The following is a 20,334-nucleotide window of genomic DNA, read 5'->3' as shown; positions in this document are numbered from 1 at the left end:
CGCGCTAAACGGGTCAGTCTTATACGGACTGACAGCATTTCCCTCACCCATAAGGGAAATCCCTCTCTAAATTCCGATTCAGTAGTGTGGTATTTCCTTAATGAAAGTGTTGAAAGGCCAGGACATTCTGGCACTTGGTTTTATGACGTTCGCCCTGTTCGTCGGGGCTGGCAACATCATCTTCCCGCCTATCGTCGGTTTGCAGTCCGGACCTCATGTCTGGATGGCGGCGCTGGGTTTCCTGATCACGGCAGTCGGTCTGCCGGTGGTCACAGTCGTAGCCCTGGCCAAGGTCGGCGGTGCGATGGATGCGCTGAGCAGCCCGATCGGCAAGATCGCCGGTGGCCTGCTGGCGGCATCGGCTTATCTGGCGGTAGGGCCGTTGTTCGCGACGCCGCGGACCGCCACCGTGTCCTTTGAAGTGGGCCTGGCGCCATTGACGGGTGAAAGCCCGCTGGCGTTGTTCCTCTACAGTTCGGTGTATTTCCTCCTGGTGTTTTTCGTCTCCCTCTACCCAGGTCGCTTGCTGGATACCGTTGGGCGCTTCCTGGCGCCGTTGAAAATCATCGCCCTGGCGGTACTGGGTATCGCTGCGTTTGCCTTGCCAGCCGGTGATATCGGGGTTGCTACCCCGGAGTACGTTGCCGCGCCGTTCTCTCAAGGCTTCGTCAATGGCTACCTGACCATGGATACCCTGGGGGCACTGGTGTTTGGCATCGTTATCGTCAACGCCATCCGTTCTCGCGGTATTGAGTCGCCACGCCTGATCACCCGCTACGCGATCATCGCCGGCCTGATCGCTGGGGTGGGTCTGGCATTGGTGTACATCAGCCTGTTCCGCCTGGGTGCGGGCAGCCATGAAGTGGCGGCGGGTGCCAGCAACGGCGCCGCGGTATTGCACGCTTATGTGCAGCACACCTTTGGCTCCCTGGGCAGCGGCTTCCTTGCCGTGTTGATTTCCCTGGCGTGCCTGGTGACTGCGGTCGGCCTGACCTGCGCCTGCGCCGAGTACTTCAGCCGGATCCTGCCGCTTTCCTACAAGACCTTGGTGGTGATCCTCGCGCTGTTCTCGCTGGTGGTGTCCAACCTGGGCCTGACCAAGCTGATTGCGTTCTCGATTCCGGTGCTGACCGCGATCTACCCGCCGTGCATCGTTCTCGTGGCCCTGAGCTTCTGCAAGGACTTCTGGTATGAGGAGCGGCGTATTGTCGGGCCGGTGATGCTGGTGGCGTTTGTGGTTGGCGTGATTGACGCGCTCAAGGGCACGCCGTGGGCGCACAAGATCCCGCCGGCGTTGTCCGACATGCCGCTGAGCGCACAAGGCCTGGCATGGCTGGTGCCTGCATTCAGCGTCCTGGTGTTCGCCTTCTTGTGCGATCGCCTGCTGGGTAAGCGCAGCGACGCCCTGGCCTGATACCTCCTTGATGGCTGGGTTGCCACGAGCGACCCCGGCGCAGGAATGAACATGCCCCGCATCCATCGATGCGGGGCATTTTTTATGGGCGGCGCAGGGTGTCTTTTTCTCAGGTGCAGCGTCGAAGCAGTTCGGGTCTGTTCTTACCTTCTGCCAACGCTCTTGTAGGGAAATGCATGTCGTTTGTTCAAGCCAACCTGATCCATATTCTTGCGGCCCTGTGGTTTGCCATCTGTTGGGGCGGCTACACCCGCTACGCCACCTGGAAGGGGCGCGATACGGCGTGCCTGGCCAGCGTGCTGCATTTGTACCGCGAAGACTGGATGCGTCGGATGCTGCTGCGTGACAACCGCATCGCCGATGCCAGCGTGATCGGCAACCTGGAGCGTAATGCCTCGTTCTTTGCTTCCAGCACCCTGATTATCCTGGCGGGTATCCTCACTGTGTTGGGCGCGTCCGAGCGTGCAGTGTCGCTGCTGGCGGACATTCCCATGGTCCAGCAGGCGTCCCAAGGCATGTCGGAAATCAAGTTGTTGTGCCTGGCGCTGGTGTTTGTCTATGCCTTCTTCACCTTCAGTTGGTGCATGCGCCAATACAACTTTGCCGCGATCCTGGTGGGCTCGGCCCCGATGATCGGCGAGCGGCATGTCTCCGAGCAGGAGCGCAAGGCATTTGCCTCGCGGGCTGCGCGGGTGATCTCCATGGCTGCCAACCAGTTCAACTTCGGCCTGCGTTCCTATTACTTCGGCATGACTATGTTGGCCTGGTTCGTCAGCCCCTGGTTGTTCATGCTGATGAGTGCCGGGGTGGTGTTTGTGCTCTATCGGCGTGAGTTTCATTCCGATGTGCTCGACGTTATGGTCTATACCCCGACCGAGGCGCCGCTTGCGGAGTCCGCCAAGGACGCAGGCTGACGGGCTTTTTCATATTCAGCTAAACAGGATGTTGCCGATGACGCAGTCGAGTGCCTTCAAGCTGCTGCTTTTATGTGTGCTGGTGTTGCCGGGATGCCGAGTTCAGACCTTGTACCTCAATGGTGAAGGTTCCGCCGTGGTGGTGGATGCCATGACGGCTGAGCCCATCGCCCAGGCGCAGGTCAACTTTTGCGGGGTCAGGCGGGTGACGGGCGATGACGGCGCTTTTCATGTCGCCGAGAAAACCGATTGGGAGGTGGTGAACTTCCTGGCAGGGCGCTCGCCACTGGACAACAAGCGGCCGTGTTTCGTGAGCATTGAGGCTCCGGGTTACCAGGCCAGGCATTGGGAAGTGCTCTTCGACAGGCGTTATGAGTTTCCTGTGCGCATGCTCCCGGCTGGCAGCCACTTAACTTACAAGGTTGCCGAGCATTCCACGGTGGATGTTCCGTTGCAGGTCGAACCCCAGGCCGATGAGGTATTTGTTCCGCGATAGGCCTGGCCGCCATTAGTTGTTGGGGGTGGTGACTGAATCGTTTTACTGCGTTATCGATCGGCATTGGTCGACGCTGTATCAACTTGCAATCAAGCAGTCTTTGCAGTGGCGCAGCTGAATAACTTAGCCCATAAAAAAACCCGCACTAAGCGGGTTTTTTTGTTGCTCTAAAACCGTATTAGTTGGTTTTAGGTGCAGCTTCCGGAGCGGCTTCTTGAGCAGCAGCCTTATTCGATTCAGCCTGATCTTTGGCAGCTTCGGCGTTTTCTTTTGCCGCCTCGTTCACCTTATTCTGAGCTTCGTTCATTTTCTGTTGAGCTTGCTCAGCATGTTGGTTGGCATCTTGAGCTTTGTCCTCGGATTTTTTATCGCAGGCAGCGAGACCGAGGGTAGCGGTCAACATCAAGGCAATAGCTAAAGTCTTACGCATGGGGTGTTTCTCCTTAGTGAAGATATCTTCTGGCCTTTCGAGCACACCCCAACAGGTTAAGTTCCTTGAGATTCACAGATATATTAAGTGCTCAGCGCAGGGAACTTTTACAGCCCCCACCCATTGCCAAGTTTCGACATTAAAAGAGAGTTCAGCCCATGGCGCAAAACCCCATTTTTGAGCGTGCGACGCGATTTCTTTCAGCGTTGCGACACTGTCAGGTCCTGGGGATGTGCGTGCACAGCGCCTCGACGGACGGCATTACCGTGACCCTGCCATACAGCCCGCAAATTGTCGGCAACCCGCAAACCGGGGTGATTCATGGTGGCGCGCTGACCTCATTGATGGATACCGCGTGCGGCATGGCCATCCTCTGTGTGCTGCCGGAGTTCGAGGTCTGCCCGACCCTCGACCTGCGCGTCGATTACATGCACCCAGCCGAGCCGCACAAGCCGGTGTATGGCTTCGCCCAGTGCTACCGGGTTACCCGTGATGTGATCTTCACCCGCGGTTTTGCCTATCAGGACGACCCCGAACAACCGGTCGCCCATGCTGTCGGCACCTTCATGCGCATGGGCAAGGGGCTCAAGGGAACCAGGGGCTTCACCAGCGCGATCAAGGACGGTGCTGCATGAGCGACGACTTCAAGGAACAACTGCAAACCGCCCATGAGCAGGGCGACTATGCATCGCTGCTGCACCTGATTCCCTACGCCAAACTGATCGGCATCGAGTGTTCGCGCCTGGGCGATGAATTGCTGTTTCGCCTGCCGGCCAACAAAGACAACATCGGCAACCCCTTGCTGCCGGCGATCCATGGCGGAGTGATTGCGGGTTTCATGGAGTTGGCCGCTGCCCTGCACCTGTTGATTTTCACCGGCTCGCCCGGGGTGCCGAAGATTATCGACTTCTCCCTGGACTACCTGCGGGCCGGGCAATTTCGTGATACCTACGCCAAATGCCAGGTGTGCCGCCAAGGCCGACGGGTGGCCAACGTCGCGATAACCGCCTGGCAAAGCACCCAGGCAGAGCCCATCGCCACGGCGCGGGCACATTTCAAGATTGAAGAAAGCCCCAGCCCTTGAAATCCCGGCCACAGCCCCCAACTTTGATGACATCCCGCCGTTAGCCCCGTAGGCACGGCTTATGCCATCTGATTGGAGTTTGATGACCATGAGTGTGGAAACTCAAAAAGAAACCCTGGGCTTCCAGACCGAGGTGAAGCAACTGCTGCACCTCATGATCCATTCGCTGTATTCCAACAAGGAAATTTTCCTTCGCGAATTGATCTCGAACGCCTCTGACGCAGTCGACAAATTGCGCTTTGAAGCCCTGTCCAAGCCCGAGTTGCTGGAAGGTGGCTCGGAGCTGAAGATCCGTGTGAGCTTCGATAAAGACGCCAAGACCGTCACCCTCGAAGACAACGGCATCGGCATGAGCCGTGAAGACGCGATCACCCATCTGGGCACCATCGCCAAGTCCGGCACCGCAGACTTCATGAAGAACCTGTCGGGCGACCAGAAAAAAGATTCGCACCTGATCGGTCAATTCGGTGTGGGCTTCTACTCGGCCTTCATCGTCGCCGACAAAGTTGAAGTGTTCAGCCGTCGCGCCGGCCTTGACGCCAGCGAAGGTGTGCACTGGTCGTCCAAGGGTGAGGGCGAATTCGAAATCGCCACCATCGACAAGGCCGACCGTGGCACCCGCATCGTGCTGCACCTGAAATCCGGTGAAGATGAATTCGCCGATGGTTACCGCCTGCGCAATATCATCAAGAAATACTCCGACCATATCGCGCTGCCGATCGAACTGCCGAAAGAACAGGCAGCTGCCGAAGGCGAAGACAAGCCTGCCCAGGAATGGGAAGTGGTCAACCGCGCCAGCGCCCTGTGGACCCGTCCTCGCACCGAGGTGAAGGACGAGGAATACCAGGAGTTCTACAAGCATATCGCCCACGACTACGAGAACCCGCTGAGCTGGAGCCACAACAAGGTCGAAGGCAAGCTGGAATACAGCTCGCTGCTCTACGTACCGGCCCGCGCTCCGTTCGATCTGTATCAGCGTGAAGCGCCGAAAGGCCTGAAACTGTACGTGCAGCGTGTGTTCGTCATGGACCAGGCGGAATCCTTCCTGCCGCTGTACCTGCGCTTCATCAAGGGCGTGGTCGACTCCAACGACCTGTCGCTGAACGTGTCGCGGGAAATCCTGCAGAAAGATCCGATCATCGACTCCATGAAGTCCGCACTGACCAAGCGCGTGCTGGACATGCTGGAAAAACTGGCGAAGAACGAGCCTGAGCAATACAAGGGCTTCTGGAAAAACTTCGGCCAGGTGATGAAAGAAGGCCCGGCTGAAGATTTCGCCAACAAGGAAAAAATCGCCGGCCTGCTGCGCTTCGCCTCCACCCAGGGTGAAGAAGGGGAACAAGTGGTGTCCCTGGCCGAATACCTGGCTCGCGCCAAGGAAGGTCAGGACAAGATCTACTACCTGACCGGCGAGACTTACGCACAGGTCAAGAACAGCCCGCACCTGGAAGTCTTCCGTAAGAAAGGCATCGAAGTGCTGCTGCTGACCGACCGCATCGACGAGTGGCTGATGAGCTACCTCAACGACTTCGACGGCAAGAGCTTTGTCGACGTGGCACGTGGCGACCTGGACCTGGGCAACCTGGATTCCGAAGAAGAGAAGAAAGAAGCCGAAGAAGTGGCCAAGGCTAAAGAAGGCCTGGTCGAGCGTATCAAGACTGCGCTGGGCGATGCCGTCAGCGAAGTCCGGGTTTCCCACCGCCTGACCGATTCCCCGGCGATCCTGGCCATCGGCGAGCAGGACCTGGGTCTGCAGATGCGGCAGATCCTCGAAGCCAGCGGTCAGAAGGTTCCGGATTCCAAGCCGATCTTCGAGTTCAACCCGGCTCACCCGCTGATCGAGAAACTCGACGGCGAGCAGAGCGAAGAGCGTTTTGGCGACTTGTCGCACATCCTCTTCGACCAGGCGGCCCTGGCTGCCGGCGACAGCCTGAAGGATCCGGCGGCCTATGTCCGTCGACTGAACAAGCTGTTGGTTGAACTGTCGGTTTAACTGCGTTGCAAGAAAAACCCGCTTCGGCGGGTTTTTTCATTCTCGTCCTCTCAGCTGGAGAACATGATTAATGAGCCAAGTCACTCTGCGTTCCGTGGTCTATCAGGTCGATGGCCAGTCTTATGAAAGCCGCCTGGCATTCGACGCCAGCCATAAGGGCGCGCGGCCGGGCCTGTTGATGGCGCCGAACTGGATGGGCGTCAGCGCCGGTGCCGAGCAGATCGCCGAAGCGGTCGCCGCCAAGGGCTACGTGGTGCTGGTGGCCGACTTGTACGGGCAGACAGTACGGCCGAGCAACGCTGACGAAGCCGGTGCCGCAATGATGCCGCTGAAGAATGACCGCGCCCTGTTGCGCAAGCGCATGCAGGCCGCCTTTGAAGCCTTGCAGAGCCAGGGCGAGGCGGCGGTGGACAGCTCCAGGCTGGCGACCTTTGGTTTCTGTTTCGGTGGCTGCTGCTCGCTGGAACTGGCCCGTACCGGTGCGCCCCTGAAGGCCGCGGTTTCGTTCCACGGCACCCTGGATACGCCGAACCCGGCAGACGCCAACAACATCAAGGGTTCGGTGCTGGTGCTGCATGGCGCCGCTGATCCGCTGGTGCCGAAGGAGCAACTGCCGGCCTTCGAGGCGGAAATGGATGCAGCAGGCGTCGATTGGCAATTGCTCAGTTACGGTGGCGCTGTGCATTCCTTCACCGATCCGCACGCCAACGTGCCGGGCAAGATGATGTACGACGCCAAGACCGCCAGCCGCGCCTTCACCTCAATGCATAACCTGCTGGATGAAGTGTTCAAGGCCTGACCCGGAGCGGGCGCCGGCAAGCCATCGGTTTGCCAGCTTCGGCTTTTTTGCCCGGGGAGCGCCCTTGCCATCCTGGGTTGCCGGCGAATTGAGCAGGATCAGCGCCTGCTCGGCGGCAATTCGATGCGCTCGCTTTCTCCCGGTACCTGCGGCCAGTCGCCGGCCGCCCAGCGTCGGCGAGCTTCATCGATGCGTGCCGGGTCGCTGGCAACGAAGTTCCAGTTGATGCGTCTCGGCCCGTCCAGCGGCGCGCCACCCAGAATCACCCCATGACAGTCACTCTGGGCGCAGAGCGTCGCGCTTTGCCCGGGTTCAAGCACGATCAGCGTGTGGGGCTGCACCGCTTCGCCATCCAGTTCGGCATCGCCATCCAGCACATATAGCGCGCGTTCCTGATGTTCGGCCGGGATCAGCAGGCTGGTTGCCGTCTGCAGCTGCACCTCGGCATACAAGGTCGGGGAGAGCACCGGCACCGGGGACTCCAGGCAAAAACCGCTGCCGGCAATCATGCGGATCTTCACCCCCAGCACCTCACTGACCGGCAGGCTGGCGGCCGGGTGATGGCTGTAGTGCCCGGGGCCCTGCTCATGGTCCTTGGGCGAAGCCAGCCAGACTTGCAGCCCATGCAGACGGAAGCCGCTCTGTTTCAAGGCTTCAGGCGTGCGCTCGATGTGGGCGATGGCGCTGCCGGCGGTCATCCAACTGACGTCCCCCGGGTTGACGAGTTGGTCTGAGCCGAGGCTGTCCTTGTGCTGGATCTGGCCTTCGAACAGGTAGGTGAGGGTGGACAGGCCGATATGGGGGTGCTGGCGGATATTCATGCCGCTGCCGGCCGGGTAGGCGGTGCTCAGCATATGGTCGAAGAATACGAAAGGCCCGACGCTGCGGCATTGTGCCGAGGGCAGGGGGCGCAGGATGGGTTGGCCTTCGACGTCCTCGGCGCGGGGACGGATCACGACTGATGTGGGCATGGGGACATTCCAGGCAGGGCGGGTCATGCCCGAAAGCATAACCCGCCGCTGATGCCCGCGCCGCTACTGGCTGAAGGCGCCTTCGGAAAGGTGGGTCTCGATGCTGACCTCGGTCGTGGTCATCAATTTATGCACCGGGCAGCGATCCGCCACCTGGTGCAATTCGTCGCGCTGGGCGTCGGTCAGCACGCCCTTGAGGGTCAGTTTGACGTGCAGCGCGTATTTGCCTTTTTGCTCCTGGCTGCTGTCGTGCTTGACCTCCACCGTGACCCCGGTCAGCGGGATGCCCTTCTTGTGGGCGTACAGCTTCAGGGTCAGGGCTTTGCAGGCGCCCAGCGCCGCGTCGAAGTAGTCGTGCGGGTCAGGAGCCGAACCTTCGCCGCCCAGGGTCTTGGGCAGGTCGGTAAACAGTTCATGGTCATCGATCTGGATGCTGTGGCGAAAACCTTCGCTGGACTCGGTATTGACGGTAATGGTCATGGCAAACCTCAGGCAGTGATGAAACTCGGACAGGCTTCAAAGGTGCTGAAGTTATAGAGCATTACGCTGCCGCTGCGTTCCCCTTTTTATGAACCGCAGCGCCTCGGGACGGGTCTATCCTGCTCGGAACGACTGGAGATTACCCCGTGCACTGGACTCATCTGACTGCCCTGTTGTTGCTGCTGCCCGCGGCCCTGACCCAGGCCCGGGACTACGCCTACAGCGATGCGCACCTGCATTACGTGGACTTTTTCCAGGAAACGGCGGGCATGGACAAGCTGCTCAAGTCCATGGCCGACAATCGCATCGAGCACGTGATGATTTCCGGGATTCCGGTGGCCAAGAAATGGCATGAGGATGAACCCAAGCGCCCGCGCTATTACGCCGGCGATGACGCCGATGCCTACTGGTACAGCGCCACTGACGTGATTGTCGCGGCGGCGGTCAACAAGCTGACGCCCGAGCAGCGCCAGCACTTTCATCCGTTTCTTGCGGGTTTCAATCCCAATGATAAAAACTCCGCGGCCCATATCCAGCGCATGCTCGATCTTAACCCGGGCCTGTGGCAGGGCATCGGCGAGGTCTTCACTCGCCACGACGATCTGACCGCACTGACCTCCGGCGACACGCCGCGCGCCAATAACGAAGCCATGACCCGCATCTATCACCTGGCGGCGGAAAACGATCTGCCGGTGATGCTGCATTCCAACATCACCTCCAAGCGCGAGCGCAACCCGCTGTATCTGGCGGAGGTCGAAGAGCCGCTGCGCAACCATCCGCACACGCGTTTTATCTGGGCCCATGCCGGCACCAGCGCGGAGATCCATCGGCACCAGGTGCAGCTGGATTTTCTGCTGCCGACCCTGGCGCGAATGCTCGAGGCCTACCCCAACCTGTACGTGGACCTGTCCTGGAGCGTGCTCACGCCTTATCTGCTGGATGACAAGGGCAAGCCTCGCCCTGAATGGCTGGCGCTGGTCCAGCGCTTTCCGGAGCGCTTCATGCTGGGGTCCGATGTGGTCGGGCGTTTCAACAAGCTGGGCCGGGAGTTGTGCAGTTTCGAGCCGTTTCTCGATGCCTTGCCGCCGGAGGTGGCGCACAAGGTGGCGCGGGACAACTTTCTGGCGATATTGCCCCGCACCGTGGCGCGCTGAGCGCCGGTGCCTGGGGGGAGCGAGTGCGCCAGGCGCGCCTCAGACTGTCATCAGCCTGTCATGCCTGCGTCATAGGCTCGCGCCATCTCAATCAAGGAGCGCGATATGCACCTCACCCGTTTTAGCGCGTTGGCCGCGCTGATGATGCTCAGTGGCCTGGCCAGTGCCGAAGTCCGTGTCGAAGGCCCGGTGGAATATGGCGTGTTCAGCGGGCCCAAGGCCGAGTTGCAGTCGGGCGAGCGCGTGCTGCGCCGCAGCAATGAGAAAATCCAGCAGACCGAAGTGGTCCCGGCCAAGTTGGGCAGCAAGTTCGGCCTGCGTTATTCGCTGGTGGGCAAAGTGGCCGATGACGTGCCGCTGACCCTGCTTTACCTCACGCCAGGGATCCGCACCCCTGACGGGCTGCGCCATGACAAGTTCGAAGTCACCCAGAAGCTGGTGCCCGGAGCACCGCAGGATGTGATGGCCTACGAATTCACCGAAAGCCATGAAGTGATACCAGGCGAATGGCATTTCATGGTGTTCCAGGGCGATCGTTTGCTGGCGCAGCAGCGTTTTACCGTACGCTGAATCGATTGAGCCCTGGTATGGAAGTGCTAGGGCGTTTTGATATCACGTTTTTGTCTTACGCAAAATTTCCAAGGGCCGATACCTTCTAAAGCAGCCAGCTGCATGGCGGATGCAGCGCTCTTGGAAGGAACCAGAGGATGAGTATCAGAAGTCTCAATATCGCGCCGCGTGCAGGCCTTGGTTTTGGCTTGCTGGCGCTGATGGTGTTCGGCCTGGGGATGTTCGCCCTGATGCAGATGTCGAACATGCGCCAGCAATCCGATGAGGTCGACAACAACTGGCTTCCCAGCGTGATGTCGGTTGGCGAGATGAATCAGGATCTATTGCGCCTGCGGGCCCTGACCATGCGCTTGCTGGTCAATCGCAATCCCCAGGCCCTGGCCCAGAACGAGGGCAAACTCAATGACATCAAGCGCGGCCTGAGCATTGCTCAGGACCGCTATGAAGCGCTGATCGTATTGCCCGCGGAGCGCGTGCTGTTCGACCGCTTCAAACAGATCGAGCGCCAATACCTTGAGCACCAGAGCCAGGTCATGGCGTTCTCCGGTCAGGGCCGGGTCGAGGACGCGGTGGCGGTGGTCAATGGCGAGATGAGTCAGCTGGCCGACGACATGACCCTGACCCTGAACGAGCTGATGGCCTTGAACAAGCTGAACGCCAGCCAGGCCACTGAACTGGCACGCACGGTATTCAGCAACTCCCGGGTGTGGGTGATCGGCATGATCCTGGTGACTGGGCTGGTGACCATCGCCCTGGCGCTGCTGCTGACCCGCAGTATTGTGCTGCCGCTCTCGCAATCGCTGAATGTTGCCGAAGTGGTGGCGGGCGGCGACCTTACCGGAGATATCACGATCAGCGGCAAGGACGAGCCGGCGCGCCTGCTGCAGGCACTCAAGACCATGCAGCACAACCTGCGCGAGACCATCCGCCGGATTTCCGACTCTTCCAGCCAGTTGGCGTCCGCCTCGGAAGAACTCAGTTGCGTGACCGAGGACGCGACCCGTGGTCTGCACCAGCAGAGCCTGGAGATCGAGCAGGCGGCGACGGCGGTCAACCAGATGACGGCAGCGGTGGAGGAGGTGGCAAGCAATGCCGTGGCCACGTCCGAGGCATCGCGGGAATCGGATCGGATTGCCCAGCACGGTCGCGAGCAGGTGCATCAGACGGTGCTGTCGATCGAGGCCCTGGCCGACGATGTGACCGCCAACGCTTCACAAGTTGAAGATCTGGCGCAGAAGGTCTACGGCATCAGCAAGGTGCTGGATGTGATTCGTTCGATCGCCGAGCAAACCAACCTGCTGGCACTCAATGCGGCTATCGAGGCGGCGCGCGCTGGCGATGCCGGGCGCGGTTTTGCGGTGGTGGCCGATGAGGTGCGGGCCCTGGCCCATCGCACCCAGCAGTCGACCCAGGAAATCGAGCAGATGATTGGCGGTATTCAGCAGGGCACCGACCAGGCTGTCAGTTCCATGCAGCACAGCAACACCCGTGCCCGTTCAACCCTGGAGGTAGCCAAGGCCGCTGGCACGGCGCTGGAGGAGATCGCCTCGGCGTTCACCCTGATCAATGAGCGCAATATCGTGATCGCCAGCGCATCGGAGGAGCAGGCGGCTGTGGCACGGGAAGTCGACCGCAATCTGATGAACATCCGTGACCTGGCGTTGCAGACGTCGGCCGGAGCCAACCAGACCAGTGCCGCGAGCCAGGAGCTGTCGCGCCTGGCGGTGGACCTCAACAGCATGGTGGCGCGCTTCTCGGTATAGGTGGTCGGCCTGGAAAGGCCATTGTCCCAGGCATAAAAAAGCCCCGAACCAGTCGGGGCTTTTTCATGGTGCCAAGCTGCGGGGCTTACTTGCCCTGCCAGCGTTTCAGGACCAGGGTGGCGTTGGTGCCACCGAAGCCGAAGCTGTTGCTCATCACGGTGTTGATGGTGGCGTTTTCGCGAGTCTTGGTCAGGATTGGCATATCGGCCACTTCCGGATCCAGTTCGTCGATGTTGGCCGAGCCGGCCATGAAGTTGCCTTCCATCATCAGCATGCAGTAGATCGCTTCATGAACGCCGGCGGCGCCCAGGGAGTGACCGGACAGGCTCTTGGTGGAGCTGATGGCCGGAGCCTTGTCGCCGAACACTTCACGCACGCCCTTCATTTCGGCAACGTCGCCGACCGGAGTCGAGGTGCCGTGGGTGTTCAGGTAGTCGATCGGTGCGTCAACGGTGGACATGGCCATCTGCATGCAGCGGATGGCGCCTTCGCCGCTTGGAGCGACCATGTCGTAGCCATCGGACGTTGCGCCGTAGCCCACGATTTCAGCGTAGATCTTCGCGCCGCGAGCCAGAGCGTGCTCCAGCTCCTCGACCACGACCATGCCGCCGCCGCCGGCAATGACGAAACCGTCACGCTTGGCGTCGTAGGCGCGGGAGGCTTTTTCCGGGGTTTCGTTGTACTGGCTGGACAGGGCGCCCATGGCGTCGAACAGGAACGATTGGCTCCAATGTTCTTCTTCACCGCCGCCGGCAAACACGATGTCCTGCTTGCCCATCTGGATCTGTTCCATGGCGGTACCGATGCAGTGAGCACTGGTGGCGCAGGCAGATGCGATGGAGTAGTTCAGGCCCTTGATCTTGAACGGCGTTGCCAGGCAGGCGGAAACGGTGCTGCTCATGGTCCGCGTAACGCGGTATGGGCCGACGCGCTTGACGCCTTTCTCGCGCAGGATGTCCAGCGCTTCCATCTGGTTCAGGGTCGACGCGCCACCGGAACCGGCGATCAGGCCGGTACGCGGGTTGGAAACCTGCTCTTCGGTCAGGCCGGAATCGGTGATGGCGTCTTTCATGGCCAGGTAGGCGTAAGCCGCCGCGTGGCCGACGAAGCGATAAATCTTGCGATCGATCAGTTCTTCGAGGGGCAGGTCAATGGAGCCGGAAACCTGGCTACGCAGACCCATCTCGGCATATTCCGGGTTGAAACGGATGCCAGGGCGACTTGCACGCAGGTTAGCGGAGACGGTCTCTTTGTCATTGCCCAGGCACGAAACAATGCCAAGACCTGTGATAACGACGCGGCGCATGCGGATAACCCTTAGAAGTTGTCAGTGGAGGTGAATACGCCGACCCGGAGGCCTTCGGCGGTGTAGATTTCGCGGCCGTCGACACTGACCGAACCATCGGCGATGGCCAGGTTCAGCTTGCCTTTCAGGACGCGCTTGATTTGGATGTTATAGGTGACTTTCTTGGCAGTCGGCAGGACCTGGCCGAAGAATTTCACTTCGCCCGAACCCAGTGCGCGACCGCGGCCTGGCAGACCCTGCCAGCCAAGGAAAAAGCCAACCAGCTGCCACATGGCGTCGAGGCCCAGGCAGCCCGGCATTACCGGATCACCTTCGAAGTGGCAGGCGAAAAACCACAGGTCTGGAGTGATATCCAGCTCGGCGACCAATTCACCCTTGCCGTACTTGCCACCCTCTTCGCTGATATGGGTGATGCGATCCACCATCAGCATATTCGGGGCGGGCAGTTGCGCGTTACCTGGGCCGAACAGCTCACCGCGACTGCAGCGCAGCAGGTCTTCCCGGGTAAAGGCGTTTTGTTTGGTCATGCGAGCTCCTCAATAGTCCCATGCGGCAGGTGGGGCAAATCTTCCCGGCCGATCGAAGCCTTCATGCCTCGAACCGGCAGCCTACTCATAGACTATTGCGTTGTGGTGAAAGTCACAGCACAAGGAACATGAATGTACACTTGTGCACTGAAAATTTAAAACCGGCCCGTTTCCGGGTCCGTTCGGGTGCCTAAGACTGCCGCACTTTCGCCCTTCACGCCAGTCGTAGCAGTACGAAAACCGCTTCTCAGCGCACCCAGCGTTGGAGAATTTGCTGCAAATCCGTGCGTTTGAACGGCTTGGCCAGGTAATCGTTCATTCCAGCCGACAGACAGGCCTCGCGATCACCCTGCAAGGCGTTGGCGGTCAGGGCGATGATCGGCAGATCGGCACAGCCGGGCAGTTGGCGGATCTGCCGGGTGGCTTCATAGCCATCGATCAGCGGCAGCCGGCAGTCCATCAGAATCGCTTCGAATATCAGGCTCTCGGCACTGCGGATTGCCTGGGCACCGTCGGTGGCGATGCTCACGGTAAAACCCAGGCTGCGCAACATGGCCTGGATCACGGTCTGGTTGACCGGGTTGTCTTCCACCAGCAGCACATTGCGCCCCTCGCCGTGGGCGTTGCCGGCGTGGGCTCGCGGTGCCAGCACCGGCAGGCTCTGTTGAAACCGCGCCAGAGGGATTTCCAGGGTGAAGACCGAGCCCTGACCCTCTTCGCTCTGGGCGCGCAGGGTGCCGCCCATGCGTTCGGCCAGGGTGCGGGCGATGGGCAGGCCCAGGCCGGTGCCGCCATAACGTCGGGAGATCGAGCTGTCGGCCTGTTGGAAGGCATCGAACATCAGCTCCAGGCTTTGCGCGCTGATACCAATGCCGCTGTCGCGCACGGTGCAGGTGAACCACAGCAACTCGTGATCCAGCGCTTGCCACTGCGGCTCGATGCTGACACTGCCTTTCTCGGTGAACTTCAAGGCATTGCCCACCAGGTTCACCAGGATCTGGCGGATCCGCGTCGGGTCGCCCTTGACCTGCAAAGACTCCATACCGGGCGGGATCTGCAGTTGCAGGTCGAGGCCGCGCTGCGCGGCGTTGTGCTGGAAGGCCTGGGCCGAGCTGATGATCAGCTCCGACAGGTTGAACGCAATATGCTCCAGCTCCAGGGCCGAACGCTCGATGCGCGAGAAATCGAGAATGTCGTTGATCACCTTGAGCAGATGCTCGGTGGATTCGGAGGCCAGCGCTGCGTATTCAGCCTGCTCCTCGGTCATTTCGGTGGTTTCCAGCAACTGCAGCATACCTAGCACGCCATTCATCGGCGTGCGCAGCTCGTGGCTCATCATCGCCAGGAAGTCCGATTTGGCGTTGTTCGCGCGCTCGGCTTCTTCCCGGGTCTGGATCAGTTGCGCCATGGCCTGGTGCTGCTCGCGGCTGGCGAGTTCGAGGCCGGCGGCGAGGTTGTTGATGTGCCGCGCCAGGTCGCCCAGCTCGGCGTCGTCGACAATGGGCAGCGGCGTCTTGAAGTCGCCTTCCTGGATCGCCTTGACCGCCTGGCCCATGGCACTGATGGGCTGCGACAGGCCGGCCGCCAGGCGCCGCGCCAGGAGAAAGGTGAACAGCAGGGCAAACAGCGCCAGCACGGCGGCCTTGAGCAGGATTTCCTGCTGGCGCTGGCTGAAGGCGTCGTTCGACATGCCGACGATGACCCGGCCCAGATACCCGTCGCCCAGGGTGCCGAGGTGGCTGTCTTCATTCTGGAAGAAGTCGTTCTGCACCTGGATCCGCTGCAGGCGTACCGGGGCCTGGAACACCTTGACCTGTTGCGAGCGGTTGTCGGCCTCCGACGGCTGTTCGACGTAGACCAGGATGTTGTTGGCGCTGTCCTGGACTTCCAGGAAGCGCACATGGGGCGTGGCCAGGGTGGCTTTGAGCAGGCTTTCGAGCCCCTCGCTGTTGCCCGAGATCACCCCGTACTCGGTGGCGGGCGCCAGTTGGTTGGCGATCAGTTGGCCGGTGTGGTTGAGCTCCTGACGCAAATCCTGGATTCGCACGAAGGTGAAGAAGCTGATCAGCAGCAACGTCAGCAGCAAGGCCGGGCCAAGGCTGATGACCTGGGTGCGGGTGTTGATGTCCCAATGGCGACGCAAACTCATGGGCGTTGTTCTCCTTCGGCCAGTCGGCGTGCGACGGACGTCTCGTCAATCTCTTCGATACCCAGTGACCGAGCCACCTGCGGGTTGCTCAGCACCTTGAAATTCGTGGGGTAGAGCGCTCCAGGCCAGCGCGCCGGGGGCTGGTCGAGCAGGCTGTTGAGGGTGTGCAGCCAGTCTTGCTGATCGCTGTAGGTACTGACCAGGCTGCCGGCCTTGACGAAGCCGGCATTCGGGCCGACCAGCGCCAGGTGGCGAGCGTAGCTGCTGAGCAACAGGTTCTTGGCGGTCTTGGGGTTGTACAGCAGGGGATCGTCCAGCCCCAGCAGGACGTCGCTGTTTTTCAGCAGGGCCTGCAGCGGCCGGCTGTCAGCGGTGCTGTCCCAGCGCTCGGCAACGATTTCCAGCCCCTGGTGGGCGGCGGCGCTGCCCAGCTCCTTGAGCAGAAACTCGCTGTGGGCGCTGTACAGCACGCCGACTCGCCTGGCTTGGGGCAGGACGCTTTGGATCAGGCGCAATTGCCGGGCCAGCGGTGGATCGCTCCATAGCAGGCTGAGGCGTGGAGTGCGGCTGATTACCGGGTGTTTTTCGGCTTGCAGGCGGCTGATGCGCAGCACCAGAGTCCATGGTCCCTGGGCGTCCTGCAGGCGCCAGTCGAGGCTGGGAGGGTCGAGCAGGATCAGTCGGGTATTGCTCGGCAGGTGGCTGGGGGCGGGCAGGTCATACAGGGCGACGAACCGTACGTTGTCCATCGGTCGTTGCCGGGCCAGTTCCTGGGTGAAGGCCTGAACGCCGAGGCTGTCTTCGCTGGCAGTCAGCAGAACCGAGGCGGCCCAGGCCGGCGCCGCGCCCCACAGGCTGGCCCATAGCGCCAGGCAGGCGACCAGCTTGCGGCCCCAAGCGGACGGTACCCGTGACTGAGCCCTGCCCATGTCAGAACTCCAGCTCCGCGCTGAAGTACAGGACGTGACGCTGGTCGTAATTGTTGTCGCTGAAGGTTGTCGGCTGTTTGTCCAGGCGTTGCTGGAGCATGGCGGCCAGCTCCAGGTTGGCCTTGCCCAGGGCCAGGTGCTTGGCGACACGGCTGTCCACCCGTTCGAAGCGATAGCCGTTGAGCGCATTGTCGCCATAGTAGAAGAGCGCGCTCGACCAACCCTGGCCCCAATCGCGCAGCCAACCCGCCGAACCACTGTTGCTGGCGGTCTGGCGCTGATCCAGGCGATTGCTGGCTTCGGCATGCACATAGGCGTAGGTCAGGCGCAGCCGGTCGGCGCGGCTCAGGTGCCAGTCCAGCTGGCTCTCGGTGCCGCTGAAGCGCGAGCTGTTGGCATTGCTGGCGATGTACTGATTGTTGCGCAGGGGCTCGCTGACCATGCCGGTGATTTCGTCATAGAACAGTTTGACGTCGAGGTTGAGCCCCAGGTCGACGAAAAAGCCGTTGTAACCCAGCTCCCGCGAACGCATGTGTTCCTGGTCGAGGTTGCCCGGACCCCGGGTCTTGACGAAGTATTCGGCGCTGGGCTGGCCATAGGCGCGAGGGCTGAGGCCGGTGACCCGGTAACTCCAGTTGACGTTGTTCTCGAACATGTCCGGTGAGCGGATCGCTTCCGAATACACCGCACGCAGACCATGGCGCGGGTTGATCAGGTAGTTGAGCGCGACCCTCGGGGTCAGCGAACTGCCGGTCAGTTGGCTGTTTTCAAACATGGCTCCGCCCTGCAACAGCCAGTGTTCGCTGGCGCGCCATTCAAGCTGGCCGAACAGGCGCCAGGTGGTGTCATCGAGGGTGCCATTGAAGTAGGTCTCGGAGTCCGCCCGGTCATAACGATAGTTCATGCCGCTGACCAGTCGCAGGCTGTCGGACAGGCTCAGGGTGTCTTGCAGCTCCAGGTCGTAGCGGGTTTCCCGGGCGCTCTGGTCGATATTGCCGCACACGGTCTGGCTCGCGCCGTCCCGCCACTGGGTCAGTACCTGGTTGGCCAGGGCCTGTTCGTCGCTGCGGCCCGCCGGCGCACCGGTGCCGAGGTAGCTGGGAATATTGCGCGCCAGGCGCTCGGCGTAATTCGGGTTGAGCTGCCACAGGCGGGTCAGTTCGGGGCTGAACGAGATCTCGGCATCGCAGGCGCGCCAGGTCTGCTGGCGGTCCCAGTGCTGGGCCGACCCCTGGATGTACAGGCTGTGCCTGGGGTTGAGGTCGAGGTTCCAGCGCAAGGAACTGGCGTAGTCCTTGGCCGCCACATCGGAGTCCTTGCCGGTCTGAGTGATACCGGCGAACACCGGCCGGTAGGTATAAGGACGCTGGTTGCTGCCTTCCTTGGCGCTGAACTGCCAGTCGATGCTCTGCCGCTCATCGAGCATCTGCCCCAGGGCCAGGCTGACGCGGTTCAGGCGCCTGCTGTCGCGGTAGTCGGCACCGCTGCGGTCGGAGTCGAAGCCGTCGTCTTCCTGGCCGGACAGCGACAGCCGCAGGTCGCCGCTGTCCCAGCCGGTGCCCTGGCTGGCGTACCAGTCGCTGATGCCGCGTTGGCCGCGGGTCATCTTGAACCGGGTGCCGTGGCTGTCGGCCGGGGCGCGGGTAATGATGTTGACCACCGCCATCAGCGCGTTGGCGCCGTAACTGACGGTGTTGGGGCCGCGGAAGACTTCGATGCGCTCGATGTCTTCCATGGCCACCGGGATATCGCTCCAGTCCACGGTCGCCAGGCCCGCGCGATACACCGAGCGGCCGTCGATCAGCACCTGCATGCGTCGCGCTTCGCTGGCGCTGGTGCCGTGATAGTTGACCGCCGCCTGGTTGCCGTTGATGGCGCCGACCATCATCCCCGGCACCAGGCGCAGCAGTTCGCCGATATCCCGGGAACCGCTGGCCTTGATCAGCTCGCTGTCGAGCACCGTCATGCTCCCGGGCACCGCTGCCGGGGACTGCTTGAGACGGGTAGCCGTCAGCACTTGCGGCAGCGGCTGGTTGTCCACAAACAGGTCGTCGGCCAGCGCCGCAGCACTGAACAACAGTGCCAGGAGCAGCGACGAGGGGCGGCGGGGAGGGCCAAAACGCACGGTACAGCCTTGAATCGGAATAATGGCCGCGCATGTTAACCGAGATGGTTGAGTTTTCCAGTCGATAAGCCCGACATTCCCAGATCGAATCCGGCAGATCCCGACATTTCGCGCTAATTGTCCCAGGGGCTGGTAGGCGCAGGACCGAACCGTATAATGCCGCCATCGCCACTGGTATGGATTGACGGATTGCATATGACTGAACAGCGCCCTATTGCGGTCCTGGGAGGCGGAAGTTTTGGTACCGCCGTTGCAAATCTACTGGCCGAAAACGGTCATCGGGTGCGGCAGTGGATGCGCGATCCCGAGCAGGCCGAGGCCATTCGGGTCAATCGCGAGAACCCGCGCTACCTCAAGGGCATCAAGATTCATCCGGCGGTCGAGCCGGTCACCGATCTGTTGGCCACCCTCGGCGAATGTGACCTGTGCTTTGTTGCGCTGCCTTCCAGCGCCTTGCGCTCGGTACTGGCCCCCCATGCGCAACTGCTCAGCGGCAAATTGCTGGTGAGCCTGACCAAAGGCATCGAAGCCCAGACCTTCAAGCTGATGAGCGAAATCCTCCAGGACATCGCTCCCCAGGCGCGGATCGGCGTGCTTTCAGGGCCGAACCTGGCCCGCGAAGTGGCCGAGCATGCGTTGACCGCCACCGTGGTCGCCAGCGAAGACGAAGAGCTGTGCCAGCGCGTGCAGGCCGCGTTGCATGGGCGCACCTTCCGCGTGTACGCCAGTGCCGATCGTTTTGGCGTCGAGTTGGGCGGGGCGTTGAAGAACGTCTACGCGATCATCGCCGGCATGGCGGTGGCGCTGGGCATGGGGGAAAACACCAAGAGCATGCTGATCACCCGGGCGCTGGCGGAAATGACCCGCTTTGCCGTCAGCCAGGGTGCCAACCCGATGACCTTTCTCGGCCTGGCCGGGGTGGGCGACCTGATCGTCACCTGCTCTTCATCCAAGAGCCGCAACTATCAGGTCGGCTTTGCCCTGGGCCAGGGCTTGAGCCTGGAAGAGGCGGTGACCCGCCTGGGCGAGGTGGCCGAAGGCGTCAACACGCTCAAGGTGCTCAAGGTCAAGGCCCAGGAACTGGGGGTGTACATGCCGCTGGTAGCCGGGCTGCACGCGATTCTGTTCGAAGGGCGTACGCTGAACCAGGTGATCGAGTTGCTGATGCGTGGCGAGCCGAAAACCGACGTCGACTTTATCTCCACCAGCGGATTCAACTGAAAGCAGACA

19 protein-coding genes are annotated in these 20,334 nt (G+C 61.4%); 11 read left to right on the top strand and 8 right to left on the bottom strand.

Features of this window, described 5'->3' with window-relative positions; genetic code table 11:
- Window positions 1-100: 100 nt before the first annotated feature.
- The 3 genes from brnQ (at window position 101) to AC19YX_RS08265 (ending at window position 2,824) form a co-directional block, all read left to right on the top strand.
- Window positions 101-1,414 carry a branched-chain amino acid transport system II carrier protein gene (brnQ, locus tag AC19YX_RS08275; RefSeq protein ID WP_078471032.1) on the top strand — a complete coding sequence of 438 codons (1,314 nt, stop codon included), beginning with the start codon at window positions 101-103 and terminating at the stop codon, window positions 1,412-1,414.
- A gap of 176 nt (window positions 1,415-1,590) precedes the next feature.
- Window positions 1,591-2,328 (top strand): DUF599 domain-containing protein, encoded by a 738-nt coding sequence (locus AC19YX_RS08270; RefSeq protein ID WP_020299220.1) that lies wholly within the window; start codon window positions 1,591-1,593, stop codon window positions 2,326-2,328.
- A gap of 37 nt (window positions 2,329-2,365) precedes the next feature.
- Window positions 2,366-2,824 (top strand): hypothetical protein, encoded by a 459-nt coding sequence (locus AC19YX_RS08265; RefSeq protein WP_500606045.1) that lies wholly within the window; start codon window positions 2,366-2,368, stop codon window positions 2,822-2,824.
- A 178-nt stretch (window positions 2,825-3,002) separates the two neighbouring features.
- Here AC19YX_RS08265 and AC19YX_RS08260 read toward each other — a convergent pair whose 3' ends face one another.
- Entirely contained in the window at window positions 3,003-3,254 is a 252-nt protein-coding gene (locus tag AC19YX_RS08260; RefSeq protein WP_078471034.1) for a hypothetical protein, read from the bottom strand.
- Window positions 3,255-3,412: 158 nt separating this feature from the next.
- Here AC19YX_RS08260 and AC19YX_RS08255 point away from each other — a divergent pair, with 158 nt between their 5' ends.
- From AC19YX_RS08255 to AC19YX_RS08240, 4 genes are all read left to right on the top strand, one after another.
- On the top strand, window positions 3,413-3,889 hold the full coding sequence (locus AC19YX_RS08255; RefSeq protein WP_020299217.1) for a PaaI family thioesterase: 477 nt from the start codon (window positions 3,413-3,415) through the stop codon (window positions 3,887-3,889).
- The gene (locus AC19YX_RS08250; protein WP_078471035.1) at window positions 3,886-4,338 is read left to right on the top strand and encodes a PaaI family thioesterase; all 453 of its coding nucleotides are present in this window, start codon (window positions 3,886-3,888) and stop codon (window positions 4,336-4,338) included. Before AC19YX_RS08255 ends, AC19YX_RS08250 begins: the two co-directional genes overlap by 4 nt.
- 88 nt (window positions 4,339-4,426) lie before the next feature.
- Window positions 4,427-6,331, top strand: a complete 1,905-nt coding sequence (gene htpG, locus AC19YX_RS08245; RefSeq protein ID WP_078471275.1) for a molecular chaperone HtpG — start codon at window positions 4,427-4,429, stop codon at window positions 6,329-6,331.
- 70 nt (window positions 6,332-6,401) lie between these two features.
- On the top strand, window positions 6,402-7,130 hold the full coding sequence (locus AC19YX_RS08240; RefSeq protein ID WP_078471036.1) for a dienelactone hydrolase family protein: 729 nt from the start codon (window positions 6,402-6,404) through the stop codon (window positions 7,128-7,130).
- A gap of 98 nt (window positions 7,131-7,228) precedes the next feature.
- On the opposite strand, the gene AC19YX_RS08235 is transcribed toward AC19YX_RS08240, so the two are convergent.
- Both AC19YX_RS08235 and AC19YX_RS08230 read right to left on the bottom strand, forming a co-directional pair.
- Window positions 7,229-8,101 (bottom strand): pirin family protein, encoded by an 873-nt coding sequence (locus AC19YX_RS08235; RefSeq protein ID WP_421547728.1) that lies wholly within the window; start codon window positions 8,099-8,101, stop codon window positions 7,229-7,231.
- Between the two features lie 63 nt (window positions 8,102-8,164).
- Window positions 8,165-8,581, bottom strand: coding sequence for an OsmC family protein (locus AC19YX_RS08230; protein WP_201130078.1), 417 nt, complete (start codon window positions 8,579-8,581; stop codon window positions 8,165-8,167).
- A gap of 146 nt (window positions 8,582-8,727) precedes the next feature.
- Between AC19YX_RS08230 and AC19YX_RS08225 the strand changes: the two genes are divergently transcribed.
- From AC19YX_RS08225 to AC19YX_RS08215, 3 genes are all read left to right on the top strand, one after another.
- A complete protein-coding gene (locus AC19YX_RS08225) occupies window positions 8,728-9,735 on the top strand; it encodes an amidohydrolase family protein (protein ID WP_500606044.1) in 1,008 nt (335 codons plus the stop codon).
- A 105-nt stretch (window positions 9,736-9,840) separates the two neighbouring features.
- Complete coding sequence (locus AC19YX_RS08220) at window positions 9,841-10,305, top strand: DUF3859 domain-containing protein (RefSeq protein ID WP_020299210.1); 465 nt, start codon at window positions 9,841-9,843, stop codon at window positions 10,303-10,305.
- Between the two features lie 137 nt (window positions 10,306-10,442).
- The gene (locus AC19YX_RS08215) at window positions 10,443-12,068 is read left to right on the top strand and encodes a methyl-accepting chemotaxis protein (protein WP_078471040.1); all 1,626 of its coding nucleotides are present in this window, start codon (window positions 10,443-10,445) and stop codon (window positions 12,066-12,068) included.
- 85 nt (window positions 12,069-12,153) lie between these two features.
- Here the strand turns inward: AC19YX_RS08215 and fabB are convergent, their stop codons facing one another.
- The 5 genes from fabB to AC19YX_RS08190 form a co-directional block, all read right to left on the bottom strand.
- The gene (gene fabB / locus AC19YX_RS08210; protein WP_020299208.1) at window positions 12,154-13,374 is read right to left on the bottom strand and encodes a beta-ketoacyl-ACP synthase I; all 1,221 of its coding nucleotides are present in this window, start codon (window positions 13,372-13,374) and stop codon (window positions 12,154-12,156) included.
- Between the two features lie 11 nt (window positions 13,375-13,385).
- Window positions 13,386-13,901: a 3-hydroxyacyl-[acyl-carrier-protein] dehydratase FabA gene (fabA, locus tag AC19YX_RS08205; protein WP_010211704.1), complete on the bottom strand. Its 516-nt coding sequence runs from the start codon at window positions 13,899-13,901 to the stop codon at window positions 13,386-13,388.
- A 247-nt stretch (window positions 13,902-14,148) separates the two neighbouring features.
- On the bottom strand, window positions 14,149-16,050 hold the full coding sequence (locus AC19YX_RS08200; RefSeq protein WP_020299207.1) for an ATP-binding protein: 1,902 nt from the start codon (window positions 16,048-16,050) through the stop codon (window positions 14,149-14,151).
- Complete coding sequence (locus AC19YX_RS08195) at window positions 16,047-16,979, bottom strand: ABC transporter substrate-binding protein (RefSeq protein ID WP_500606043.1); 933 nt, start codon at window positions 16,977-16,979, stop codon at window positions 16,047-16,049. The genes AC19YX_RS08200 and AC19YX_RS08195 overlap by 4 nt, the downstream gene beginning before the upstream one ends.
- A gap of 1 nt (window position 16,980) precedes the next feature.
- A complete protein-coding gene (locus tag AC19YX_RS08190; RefSeq protein WP_500606042.1) occupies window positions 16,981-19,104 on the bottom strand; it encodes a TonB-dependent receptor plug domain-containing protein in 2,124 nt (707 codons plus the stop codon).
- Window positions 19,105-19,299: 195 nt separating this feature from the next.
- Here AC19YX_RS08190 and AC19YX_RS08185 point away from each other — a divergent pair, with 195 nt between their 5' ends.
- Complete coding sequence (locus AC19YX_RS08185) at window positions 19,300-20,325, top strand: NAD(P)H-dependent glycerol-3-phosphate dehydrogenase (protein ID WP_078471044.1); 1,026 nt, start codon at window positions 19,300-19,302, stop codon at window positions 20,323-20,325.
- Window positions 20,326-20,334: the final 9 nt, after the last annotated feature.

It is taken from the genome of Pseudomonas sp. MF09150 (assembly GCF_059862355.1).
The sequence above is the reverse complement of the archived record's forward strand: the minus strand, read 5'-3'. Positions and strand labels throughout refer to the sequence as shown.